Genomic DNA, 11388 nt, shown 5'->3' with positions numbered 1-11388 from the left:
AAGTACTAAGCATATGAGAAAAATAAAAGATAGAGCAAAGCAGCAAAGAATAGCGCGCAAGAAACATCGCCAAGAGTTAAGGGCGAGACATTCTCGTGGAGATAGGCTTTTGAGGTACAGCCGACGGTTGCGTGAAAAAGGCACAAAGAATATATCCTACACGTCAATGGATGCTCCAACCGATTTCTCTATATTAGACAACAGAGACAGTGTAATTAAATACTTCAATACCGTAAAACGCATGCTGGATCAAGAAGAATATACACAGATGAACTTGCACAAGATAACCTCTATTGATCTTCCTACACTATGCTTACTGGGTGCGTTTATGCTAGATAGAAATACAAAATCAAAATACCTAGAGGTAACAAGCCCTCTTTCAAATTCTGCAGCGTACAGATTTTTCGAGGAAGCACAATTTGAAAATATGATTATTAAAAAGAGGAGGCCAGACTTTAACAGTGGGGTGTTCTTATCACGAAGAGAAGATGAGGTAAACAAAGAGGCAATTGGCGATATATTAACGAAAACTGTTGATTATTTTGGAGAAAGCAATCAACAAAGACTACGAGACCTTCCTCCAATAATTATTGAGATCGTAACAAATACCGCAGATCACGCCAATCCAGATAGCAGCTACACCCTCCCTTGGATCGTTAACACGTATGAAACCAAGAATAACAACGGAAACAAGGTTAAACAATACTGCATAATAGATATGGGCGTTGGTATTTACGAAACTCTAATCGATAAGGCTAACAGCCAGCAGCAAGGAAGATCGCCATGGTGGCATACGATAATCAAGCGAGAAAGCTCTCAAGGCGAGTTCTTTAGGCAAGCTATACCAAACGGACTGCAAAGCCGCACTACTTTACCGCAGAGGGGTAAGGGTATAAAATATATATACGATACAGTAAGCGGTGACGATATGTATAAAAGATTTGAGATAATTACAAACAAAACTAAGGTTAACCTAGTTAATATTGGTAGTATTGAGAAGGATTCATCTGAAAACCTGTCAGCAACAATATACTACTGGGAGGTTTGTGTTGAGTAACAGAATAAAAATAAGCGTTAGCGACTTCACAACCCTACCGGGCGCCAGATATAAAAGCGACGGTGACGGTTCTGCTGAGGAGTTTTTTGATAGTTATATTAAACAACACCTCAATGATAAAGAACTTATACTTATTGATTTCGACAATACTTGGGGGTACGCATCTTCATTTCTATCAGAGCTTGCATTAGAGATATCACAACAGTGCAAACAGGACGGTCTGGATGTACGAGAAAAGATAAAAATCAAAAGCGATGACGAGCCTGGATTAACGGAGAGGTTCTGGGGCTATATTGATGAAAGTATCGATATCAACAATTAAGAGTTTCTCGTTGACTACTGTATGGGTTCTCATAGGAATTCTAATTGGAGCTGTAGGGTATCACTTTTTGTTTAATTATAAACTCATGTCTATCGATACAAAAGTAGACCTAGGATCTGTTATTGCTCTATTGGCATTGGCAATATCAGTCTCTGTAACACCTTTTATTATAGATAGAAAGTTAAATAATCAACGAAGTTATGAGGCAATGGTTTGTGGAGAGATTGAAGAAGTCATTAGATTACTGGAAGCTGTCGATAGCCTCTACCTTGAAACATACGCCAAAGAGAGCATAAGTGAAGAGAATGTGAAGCAACTACGTAGATTAATACGTAAAATACAAAATAGGATAGACACTATATCAAGAGAATCAAGCCCCCTGTTGACCGATTTTAAGGATAATATAGGGTCCCCGTTCGACAGAAGTGCATATCCAGCCTTAACCGATAAGTTTCAGAAGGGGGCGCAATTATCCGAAAGCGACTATCTAGGCGCCTTCAGTCAAATAGAGTCTACGATTAGTGCTTTGAAAACAAAACGCTATAGAATATATATCGCTAGCTAAACTAGAGTTGCTTTATTAATCGTTCTTGCGTTTTGTCTTATATTTCTCTAGAGACCCCTCAAAATCAAACCCCTCGCTCTTACTCGCGACATGCGCAAATCGCTGCATAAACTTCAGAAATCCGACCGCGTATTCGCGGTTGGCATTTTCTGGGTCGTGAAGCTCCAGGTAATGGATCGTTTTCTGGATCGTTTCTTCGTCTTCGTACAAATGAAGATTCTTGATCGTCTCCTCGTCGTTCATAATTATTTCACCTCCATAAATTTATTTAAGCCGATAAAATCTATCAACATTTCCGCCTCAAGTACAGATGTTGTCCTTCTCATTATCTCACAACTGTCGCGATATGAGAGAATATTTAGGCTGCCTTCGTAAATAACTTCTCTATCAATGATGGCTAATTTGCGGTGATGTTTGACTGTAAAAAGCACTTCGACGCCTACTGATTGTAGTAAACTCAGAGACTTTTGGGCTTGTAGCCTGTATATTTCGTCGTGTTCTTCAAGTGGTTTGGTGTTAAGTAATATTGTCACGCCGCGCTTTTTGAGCCGGTGAAATATTGGAATAAATTTTTCGACTCGGACAGTTCTGAGAAACGGACTTTCGATGATAATGCTTTTTCGGGCTTTTCGTAAATCGCGCATAAGTTGGTTATCGAAAGTGTTTTGGTCGTAGAGTTTTGAGTTTGATTTCCGTAAATTAAACATCACGCTCCTCCAAATCAGGCAAATACACATCGCCATTTTTAATGGCCATACCCAGCTCCTTGAAGCGATCTCGCAGCGCAAACATATCGCGAAAAAGGAGTTCCATATTTATATTTGTAGGCTCACCATACAGGGATGTATATTCCGTTCGGATTTGAAACAGCTCGCTTACCTCTGGTGGCGAGCTATTTTTGTGGAGTCTGAGCTACAAAGACCACCCACACTCCTCATCAAAAATCCCGCTGGTAACGTTCTATTTCCGCGGCAATGAAAGAAACATGTTGTAGGACTGCTTCACCATACTACGCCTCAAATCTCTGAAACTGGTCATATTCACACTTTTTTTCTATAATATGCCCATGGGCAAAATTTATCTTCACATCGCCAATGCTAATCATATTTTTAACGACACCGACTGTTTCATATTTCGCCAGGCAACTAAAAAAGCCGAGGTATTTATCTCAGAAATGTTTCAACAATTCAATTATAACGTCGATATGGTCGTGATTACTCCGTCTTTCTTATTACCAACCATCACCGAGGACGGAATTGCAGGTAGAACACATAACTCGCGTCTCATTATGCTGTCTGTTAATAAACATCAGCACCAAATTAACGAAGATTTTGTTTTTGAGACAATATGCCACGAGTTGGCACATTCTTTGCGCTGGGAGAAAGTTCCAGAATATGCCGAGACAATGTTTGATGGTATGATATTGGAGGGATTGGCGGTCGTACTTGAAGAGGAAGCGATGAACAGGTTTAAGCAGTATAATAAACAGTTCTTCCTGCGTAAAATACAAAATACCAAACAAAAAGAAGTTAACGCTATGGTAGCGACACTAAAAAACAACTTTAACAACACGGCTTATGACTATAATACAATATTTTATACTGGCAATGATAATTTACCACGCTGGACAGGCTATAAACTAGGTTATTACTTCGTGAAACAATATTTACTAAAAACCAATCAAACGATTGCACAAGCAACTTTTGCTAGCTATAGAGATTTCACTCCGGATATTGAAAAGTCCCCATCGTGATATGCGTAACGACGGGGACGGGGGCGTAGTTTTAGCTACGTCTTATCTTCGTTGTAGTATCGGCATCACTTGCCGCAGCCACTGCCACAGCTGCTGCCGCCTCCGCACCCGGAGCCACAGCTACCGCCAGCACAACCGCTACCACCACCGTTACCACAGTTTCCACCGCCGGAACCGCCGCCACAGTGACTTCCGCCACCACTGGCCATGATTCGCGACAGTGGAGACACAGCCACTGTAATGGTCGAGAGAGTTTCGGTGTACATGTAAATCACCTCCTTTCTGTTTGGATTCGCGAATCCATCAAAACACAATCGCATATCAGTGTAAAATGGACTCAAGCAAAGTAGTGTGGCATAAGACTGTCGCCTCGTGCCACCCCAGTCAGAGAATGATGAGAATAGTGTCCAGTGCCAAATCCAAAGCTAATTGGTATCAGCTTGCAACTCAACACCTTAGCTACTTTCAGTATCGAGTGTTTCTCAGAGACATCCACCGCAACAATCTCCAGCTCCTTTTTCAAGGTATCAATTGATGCTGTTGGTACAGGAACTCTGTCCAAAGTTTTACCTCCGAACAGAAACCTCACATACTCATGGTATTGCTTTGATTGAGCGTAAAGCATCTCATGATCAAGAACACTATGAACATGACGTGGAATCAGTCTTCGTGGCTTCTGAGCGTTTAACCCATAGATCAAACGAGACTCAGCCTCCTGAAAAGCCTTGATAGTGGCTTCCTCAAACGTATCAAGCGAGCTGGATGCGCCACTTACGAAACAGGGGTACGAATCAGAAATTATTACCACCTCAATGATAATAACCCCTTTCTGGCTCAGATCAAGTACAACTATGTTGTACCCTCGGTCTTTCCAGTATTCCATTCTGTTTCGCAAATGAGTTGGCAAAACCGCAGGATCCAACTTATGCGGACTGCGCTTTTCGTACCAGCTTCGCATCAAACCGTCACGCTCAATGAGCTCTAGGAGACCTCGATTAACAGCCTCTTCGAAATTAGTATAGGCGGCGAACCCCGAAGAGCAGGTATCCACTACCAACTTTCTACCAAGGTTTTCCATGGAATAAAACACCAAGTCGATCGGTACGAATACCGCCTCTCCTTTGTGATTTACTCCTCTGATCCACTCAATTTCCAGATCCTCATTGAACTTTTGCAAATGCGGAAGCCGGATATACTGCGCATCAGTGAGAGGCGCAGCAACTCGAGGATCAAGCCACGGACCTGGAAGGTTTTGAGCCGATGAATAGACATCGTAGAATACGTCTGTTGAACGCTGTCTCTCATAACCTTCGGCTATGGCCTTAAGCCTCGCATCAGACCACGATGTCGATATCCCACTTGCGATTTGACCATTCTGTGCAACGGACAAAAACTGGAAATATGACTTGCCGTAGTCATTGGATAGTGTGTTGTCGGTAAGCCAGACGCGACGAACTGGCTTTACATCTCCGACAACTTCATCCTCTAGCCGAGAGAGCAAAGATCGTTCTGTTCTTACTTCTGCACCAGCAGATTTACCAAGCGCAATTGCAAGGAATAAGAGACAGCCCTCAAGTTGCAGCTCATCAGAGACTTCTTTTTCTCTCATGCCCCCGAGAAGACAGGTATCCATGCCAGATTCTATCGCCCCAAGGGCAATATTCTGAGCAATTTCACCCGCTTCAATAGCCATAAAGCGATACCCCAAGTTTGAGTACTTGTACGGCTGGCGATTTGCATCGGCAGCAATCACAAGCATCACGCTCGCGCCAAAGGGCAACCCTACGGCATTAAATGCATGAGAAATCCGCTGAAAATCAGGAGTTCCGTTAAATAGTATAAGACGATCACATTCACTATCGTACTCATAATATCCAGCCGGAAAATCCTTTTGATCTTCTAGGGCAATGACAAATATCTTCATCGGATAAAGATTGCCCGCGGAAGGGACTGCATGCCTCTCAAAAGAGTAGCCAACATTCAGCAAGACGCCAACCTCTTCAATAGATAGAGGCTCGCCGGTGAAGTTTCTACAGCTAGAGCGAAGCCTCTGAAGCTCCGTAAGCTTAGAGAGGTTATCTTCAGCGGTGAATGAGAATTCGACACCCTCCTTGATTTTCATACGCGGAGACTTGACATGACTCATAACTTCTTTATCCGTAATATCAGAAGGATAGGTCATGGGGTTTGCACTGATTGCGTGAAAGTGTTTGTATACCTCACAACTATCAATGACAATACCGAGCGAATTCAAGTCATTCAAGAATCCTATCGTGAAATTTTCATCAATGCTTGAGAGCTGTTCGGCAATTGCATGAATGGGGTTCATTCCATTGCACAATTCCAGAATACTCCAAGCAATCGGTGCTATTTCAGATCCCAAGAAGATCTCTCGGTCGGACATAATGAACTTAATGCCATCATCTTTCGGGATACCCGGAACCGCGAGAAGCGGCCTCTTGAGCATTTACAAATACCTCCTTACTTTGGATAGTACAACGATGTGAAAGAACGGAGCCAGTAGACACTCTGCGTGCGCAAAGAACAGCCTACGACCCCTACGTAGGAATATAACATAAATGCTATTTATTGTCATCATTTCATCTGTAAAAATATAAATCTGCTAGTTATTGTGTGTGGAACTATTATTTTTACTAACATATGCTTAGTAGCAAATGGCGGTCCCTAGGGTCAGACGATTATTCGGAAAACGTGTTCGTGAGCTTCGCAAGAAGAGCGGTTTTTCGCAGGAGCAACTAGCAGATAAAGCCGGGCTTCATCGAACGTATATAGGGGCAATAGAACGTGGCGAACAAAATATTTCAGTCGATAATATTGACAGGATAGCCAAAGCGCTAAAAGTCTCCATCCCCACCTTATTTACATAAATATACTTTTCTGCTCCTAAGCACTAAAGACCTGTCGACCAACCGCGGAATCTATGGCTATTTTGTGTTATAACTAAAATAGTAACTTTACGGCAGACTATCTTATACAGAACATAATCATGACAATCCGCCCCTTCCACCCCAAAGACCGCGCCGCAATCGACAAGCTGGCGATTAAACTACACGCGCATTTTGCGCAGGTTGACGACACAGCGGAATCGCTGCCGTTCGCTAGCCCGCGAGACGCGCACGGCTACATGCAGCGGATGATTGACGATAGCGAGGATATGGACGGCGCGATATATGTTGCCGAGGAGAATGGCCAGGTGGTCGGTTTTATTCAGGGCGTGATTATTGATCATCAGCCTGGTCAGGACGCCGTGTTCGATGCGGTGCATGCGCCGCGAAAAGACGGCTGGATCGGACTGCTCTATGTCGAGCCAGAACAGCGAGGCAGCGGTATCGGGCGAGCCTTGCTGGATGAAATGAAGCGCTATTTTCAGAGTAAAAATTGCGATACGCTGCGGCTAAAAGTGCTGAGCGGCAACCAGCGCGCCATAGCGTTCTATGAAAAATATGGCTTTACTGCTCGTGAAATAGAAATGATAACAAAACTGCAGTAGGTTTTTCGGGATCTCGGCTTGAAGCGGCGCCCCACCGCGCGCTATACTGATACTATGGCCCGCGAAATTCTTACCATTGAGCATCTCAGCAAGACGTACGGCTCGGGTGATAGCGCCACGCGTGCGCTCAAGGACGTCAGTTTTTCGATTCGTCACGGCGATTTTCTAATGATCACAGGGCGCAACGGTTCGGGCAAATCGACCTTTATGCATCAGGTGGCGATGTTGGACCGCCCTGATAGCGGCACGATTTGGTTTGATAGTAGGGGTGATGAGACACCAGCGATAGAGATCACTCAGCTGCCAGAAAAACAGCGAATTGAACTGCGCCTGCGCCAAGTTGGCTATATTTTTCAAGAGTACGCCCTGATTCGTGAACTCACCGCCCTAGAAAACGTCATGTTGCCGCGGCTGATGTGGTGCTCGGCGAAGATTGCTAAGCAAAAAGCTCTGCAAGAACTGGATCGTGTTGGCCTGAAGGACAGAGCGCGCCACCTACCATCGCAATTATCTGGCGGCGAACAGCAGCGCGTGGCGATTGCCCGGGCGCTGGTCAATGAGCCGCACATTATCTTTGCCGACGAGCCGACGGCTAACCTAGATACGGTTGCTTCAAAAAATGTCATGGAAACGTTGAAGGAAATTAACGCCAGCGGCATAACCTTGGTGATGATCTCGCATGAAGCTGATGAACTAGCCTATGCCAAGCGGCAAATCGTGTTTGAAAACGGCAAACTAAAAGGCGAGCGCAAACCTTCAGCCGGGAGGCTACTATGAGCCAGTCCCGCAAAACGCAGGAAACGCAAACGTCGCGCCAGCCCAAGAACAATCTGTGGCGCGAGTTCTTGCTAGGCTGGCGATTGATGCGGCAGTACATCGTGCGCGGCCGTAAGTGGACGCTGGGCCTGACGACGCTGCTAGTGGCGGTGGCGTTCATTAATCTAGCCTTCATATCGTCGCTGCTAGCTGGCGTCACCTCGGCGATTGAATCGCAGATCAAGAATCTGATGGTCGGCGAAGCCTATATCGATGTCAAAAAGCCCGGCGAGTACATCACCAATGTCGATGACAAGCTGGCCGAGATCAAACGCATCGACGGCGTGACGGCGGCTGACAAAATCCTGGCTGTGCCGGCGGTATTAGGATATAACGATGACAAGCAAGTACAGGCTCGGATCAATGTCGTTAATCCGCGAGACTTTCGCCAAACCCTGGAGGTCGCTAACCGCGTGTCGGATGGAACGTTTTTGGCGAGCGATGACGAGATTGTGCTGGGTAGCCGGCTGCTCGAGAGAGGTTCGCTTGAGGGGGTTAAAGTTGGCGATCGGGTAACGATAAATATTAACGGTAAAAAGGTCAACGTTAAGGTCGGCGGTATTACCTCGACGAAGTTCTATAATGCAGATATTCAGGCGTACATCTCGCGCGGTTTATGGCGCAAGCTCACCAGCGGCATACCGAGCCGTTTGGCAGCTGGCGAGAACGATGCCAGCATGATCGTCGTGCGCACCAGCCGCGGCAAGGAGGCGTCGGTGCAACGAGCGCTTACTGACCTGAACTATCCGGGCCTGCGCGTTCACGATTGGCGCGACGGAGCGACGGTTATGGATACGATTACCGGCAGCTTTCAGTCGCTCAACGCTATTATGCTGATAGTCGGCATTATCATTGCGGCGGTGACGATCTTCATCGTGATTTACGTTGACATCATCAACAAGCGGCGGCAAATCGGCATTCAGCGGGCGATTGGCATCAAGCCGCGAGTGATCGTCTTTAGCTATGTCCTACTAGCGCTATTTTATGCGGTGTGCGGTATAGCGGTCGGCTTGGCAATTTTCCTCGGTGGACTAGTGCCATATGTGGTGGCACATCCATTCAGTCTGCCAATTGCTGACGTGACGCTCAACATATCGTGGTGGGAATTGCTATTCCGTGCTGAGGTTGTGCTGGTAGTCGCCATCATCAGCGGTGCCATCCCCGCCATCATGGCCTCGCGGATGAAAATGCTCGAGGCGATTTTGGGGAAGGGCTGAGCGCCCTCAGGGCAGCCAAATACGTACCATGCTTGACTTGCCGTGACGTGGCTCAATGTGGGTATCATTTTTGCTCATCTCGGTCTATAATACAAGCATGAAGTGGGCGGGGGATATTTCACAAGTCGGCGAATTGTCACGATTTTGGCTGCGGCGACTATGCGAGGCGGCCTTGTTCGTCGGGCTGGTCATCGTCCTCCTCTACGCTTGGGCGCGCTTTATCCCGACCGGCTACCGGCTACCCATCGGCGAAGCCATCACCGACCTCGCCGCCGCCATCAGCGCCCTCGTCAGCCTCGCCGCCCTCATCCTCTGTCTGTGGCTACCGCGCCGAGCCATCACCGCCGTATCCATCGCCGTCTATGGCCTGATCATCCTTGCCGTCGGCTCGCTCGTTGCCACCAGCGGCTTTCTAGCCTCGCCATTCGCCGCCGCTTGGCTCAGCGCTGCGGTATTCGCCGGCTTCTTTGGCTGGCCCGTCGTCCTCGGCACCAGCCTCCTCGTCGTCACCGCCATCACCACTGCCGCCATCACCCAGCACGCCAGCCTCATCGCCACGATTGGCGCCCTATTTTTTGGCCTGGCGCCACTAGCTCTTGGCTTTATCATCTGGCGCCATCAGCCGCGCGTCAGCAAGCTCGGCGACATCTCTGAACTTCGCACCAAGCTATCCACCGCCGAGGGCACCTCTGACATTGTCATCAATACTATCGACGACGGCGTGCTAGCCATCTCGCGCGAGGGCAATATCGAGCTGATCAACCCTTCGGCCCAACGGATCATCGGCTGGAACCAAGGCGACGCCCTCGGCCTCAAATGGCAAAGCGTCATCCAACTAGTCACCGCCGATGGCAAAGACGTCACCGTTACCGAAAACCCGGTCATGCAGTCACTGATCAATAATCGGCCGGCACACTCCGACAAATTACTCCTCCGCACTGCCTCGGACAAGCAAATTCTCGTCTCCATCGTCGCCTCACCGGTCGGCAAGGACAACGAAGGTATCATCGTCGTCTTTCGCGACATCACCAAAGAAAAAGCCGAGGAGCGCCAGCAAGCCGAATTCATTTCTACCGCCAGCCACGAAATGCGCACCCCCGTTGCCTCCATCGAGGGTTATCTCGGCCTGGCCCTCAATCCAGCCACCGCCCACATCGACGACAAGGCGCGCGATTTCATCACCAAGGCCCACGCCTCAGCCCAGCACCTCGGCCGACTGTTCCAGGACCTGCTCGACATCAGCCGCGCCGAAGACGGCCGCCTCAAGAACGAGCCACAGATTATCAATATCACTACTTTCGTTGGCGAGATTTTTGAGGGCCTGGCGCCACGCGCCGCCGAAAAGGGCCTCGTCTGCACCTTCCGTCCAGACGCCGCCGCCACTGTCCAGCCAGCATACTACGCCAACGTCGATGCCGATCACCTCCGCGAAGTTGTTTCTAACTTGATCGAAAATGCCATCAAGTACACGCCCGACGGGGAAGTAGTCGTAGACATCACTGGCGATGACAAAACGATCACCATCAGCGTCCAAGACAGCGGTATCGGCATCCCCGCCGAAGATGTGCCACACCTCTTTCAAAAGTTCTACCGCGTCGATAATTCCGACACCCGCGAGATCGGCGGCACCGGCCTCGGCCTGTATCTCAGCCGCCGCCTGACCGAGGCAATGTCCGGCCGCCTATTCGTCATCAGCGAATACCGCAAGGGCAGCACTTTCTTTCTCGAGATTCCTCGCACTCGAACCGACGAGGCCATGCGCCAATTACCAACCACCCCCGCGCCTGCTGCTCCACCACTGACCGCCGAACCGCCAACCGCTGTCGCCGTCCAGCCAACCGTCCCGATCAACGCCACCCAACCGGACGCCGCTGATACCGTCCTGACTAAGCCAGCCACGCCGCCGGTGCCGCCGCCGAATTTTAGCCCGCTGCCGCTGATGTTCACGCCACCACCTGAACCAACCACTCCCGCGCCCGCCATGCTATCCACACCGCCCGATCCAATCCACGAGCCTCTTGCCACACCCACACCCCCTGAGCCAACCGCTACACCCACGCCATCAGCACCGCTCGCCGCCCCAGAACCAGACGCTGCCCAACAAAAACCATAACCACTATAGTATTTTGGTGCAAACTTCGGTATAG

General features: G+C 48.3%; 12 protein-coding genes and 1 pseudogene. 9 read left to right on the top strand and 4 right to left on the bottom strand.

What is annotated here, in order from left to right; translation table 11 throughout:
* The first annotated feature begins 13 nt into the window (after positions 1–13).
* The 3 genes from FBF29_01705 to FBF29_01695 all read left to right on the top strand — a co-directional run bounded on the left by FBF29_01705 (position 14) and on the right by FBF29_01695 (position 1944).
* Positions 14–1057 (top strand): hypothetical protein, encoded by a 1044-nt coding sequence (locus FBF29_01705; GenBank protein ID QJU07413.1) that lies wholly within the window; start codon positions 14–16, stop codon positions 1055–1057.
* Positions 981–1379: a DUF4325 domain-containing protein gene (locus FBF29_01700; protein ID QJU07412.1), complete on the top strand. Its 399-nt coding sequence runs from the start codon at positions 981–983 to the stop codon at positions 1377–1379. The genes FBF29_01705 and FBF29_01700 overlap by 77 nt, the downstream gene beginning before the upstream one ends.
* Positions 1380–1464: 85 nt before the next feature.
* The gene (locus FBF29_01695; GenBank protein QJU07411.1) at positions 1465–1944 is read left to right on the top strand and encodes a hypothetical protein; all 480 of its coding nucleotides are present in this window, start codon (positions 1465–1467) and stop codon (positions 1942–1944) included.
* Positions 1945–1959: 15 nt separating this feature from the next.
* Here FBF29_01695 and FBF29_01690 read toward each other — a convergent pair whose 3' ends face one another.
* Both FBF29_01690 and FBF29_01685 read right to left on the bottom strand, forming a co-directional pair.
* Positions 1960–2187 carry a hypothetical protein gene (locus FBF29_01690; GenBank protein QJU07410.1) on the bottom strand — a complete coding sequence of 76 codons (228 nt, stop codon included), beginning with the start codon at positions 2185–2187 and terminating at the stop codon, positions 1960–1962.
* A 2-nt stretch (positions 2188–2189) separates the two neighbouring features.
* On the bottom strand, positions 2190–2687 hold the full coding sequence (locus tag FBF29_01685; protein ID QJU07409.1) for a hypothetical protein: 498 nt from the start codon (positions 2685–2687) through the stop codon (positions 2190–2192).
* A gap of 317 nt (positions 2688–3004) precedes the next feature.
* Here FBF29_01685 and FBF29_01680 point away from each other — a divergent pair, with 317 nt between their 5' ends.
* Positions 3005–3697, top strand: coding sequence for a hypothetical protein (locus tag FBF29_01680; protein QJU07408.1), 693 nt, complete (start codon positions 3005–3007; stop codon positions 3695–3697).
* A gap of 65 nt (positions 3698–3762) precedes the next feature.
* Here the strand turns inward: FBF29_01680 and FBF29_01675 are convergent.
* Positions 3763–3897: pseudogene (locus FBF29_01675) on the bottom strand (TIGR04222 domain-containing membrane protein).
* Between the two features lie 137 nt (positions 3898–4034).
* On the bottom strand, positions 4035–6164 hold the full coding sequence (locus FBF29_01670; GenBank protein QJU07407.1) for a hypothetical protein: 2130 nt from the start codon (positions 6162–6164) through the stop codon (positions 4035–4037).
* A gap of 208 nt (positions 6165–6372) precedes the next feature.
* Here FBF29_01670 and FBF29_01665 point away from each other — a divergent pair, with 208 nt between their 5' ends.
* The 5 genes from FBF29_01665 (at position 6373) to FBF29_01645 (ending at position 11354) form a co-directional block, all read left to right on the top strand.
* A complete protein-coding gene (locus tag FBF29_01665) occupies positions 6373–6585 on the top strand; it encodes a helix-turn-helix transcriptional regulator (GenBank protein QJU07406.1) in 213 nt (70 codons plus the stop codon).
* Positions 6586–6704: 119 nt separating this feature from the next.
* Positions 6705–7208 (top strand): GNAT family N-acetyltransferase, encoded by a 504-nt coding sequence (locus FBF29_01660; protein ID QJU07405.1) that lies wholly within the window; start codon positions 6705–6707, stop codon positions 7206–7208.
* A 54-nt stretch (positions 7209–7262) separates the two neighbouring features.
* Positions 7263–7985, top strand: a complete 723-nt coding sequence (locus FBF29_01655) for an ABC transporter ATP-binding protein (protein QJU07404.1) — start codon at positions 7263–7265, stop codon at positions 7983–7985.
* Positions 7982–9241 (top strand): ABC transporter permease, encoded by a 1260-nt coding sequence (locus tag FBF29_01650; GenBank protein ID QJU07403.1) that lies wholly within the window; start codon positions 7982–7984, stop codon positions 9239–9241. Before FBF29_01655 ends, FBF29_01650 begins: the two co-directional genes overlap by 4 nt.
* A gap of 97 nt (positions 9242–9338) precedes the next feature.
* Entirely contained in the window at positions 9339–11354 is a 2016-nt protein-coding gene (locus tag FBF29_01645; protein QJU07402.1) for a PAS domain-containing protein, read from the top strand.
* Positions 11355–11388 lie beyond the last annotated feature (34 nt).

This window comes from Candidatus Saccharibacteria bacterium oral taxon 488, assembly GCA_013099015.1.
Taxonomy (GTDB): domain Bacteria; phylum Patescibacteriota; class Saccharimonadia; order Saccharimonadales; family Saccharimonadaceae; genus Nanosynbacter.
This window is presented reverse-complemented; position numbering and strand designations above follow the sequence as displayed.

Bases quoted from the DNA above. Each gene is read 5' to 3' on its own strand.
- FBF29_01705 (QJU07413.1), top strand. From the start codon at position 14: ATGAGAAAAATAAAAGATAGAGCAAAGCAGCAAAGAATAGCGCGCAAG.
- FBF29_01695 (QJU07411.1), top strand. From the start codon at position 1,465: ATGTCTATCGATACAAAAGTAGACCTAGGATCTGTTATTGCTCTATTG.
- FBF29_01690 (QJU07410.1), bottom strand. From the start codon at position 2,187: ATGAACGACGAGGAGACGATCAAGAATCTTCATTTGTACGAAGACGAA.
- FBF29_01685 (QJU07409.1), bottom strand. From the start codon at position 2,687: ATGGCGATGTGTATTTGCCTGATTTGGAGGAGCGTGATGTTTAATTTA.
- FBF29_01680 (QJU07408.1), top strand. From the start codon at position 3,005: ATGCCCATGGGCAAAATTTATCTTCACATCGCCAATGCTAATCATATT.
- FBF29_01670 (QJU07407.1), bottom strand. From the start codon at position 6,164: ATGCTCAAGAGGCCGCTTCTCGCGGTTCCGGGTATCCCGAAAGATGAT.
- FBF29_01665 (QJU07406.1), top strand. From the start codon at position 6,373: ATGGCGGTCCCTAGGGTCAGACGATTATTCGGAAAACGTGTTCGTGAG.
- FBF29_01660 (QJU07405.1), top strand. From the start codon at position 6,705: ATGACAATCCGCCCCTTCCACCCCAAAGACCGCGCCGCAATCGACAAG.
- FBF29_01655 (QJU07404.1), top strand. From the start codon at position 7,263: ATGGCCCGCGAAATTCTTACCATTGAGCATCTCAGCAAGACGTACGGC.
- FBF29_01650 (QJU07403.1), top strand. From the start codon at position 7,982: ATGAGCCAGTCCCGCAAAACGCAGGAAACGCAAACGTCGCGCCAGCCC.
- FBF29_01645 (QJU07402.1), top strand. From the start codon at position 9,339: ATGAAGTGGGCGGGGGATATTTCACAAGTCGGCGAATTGTCACGATTT.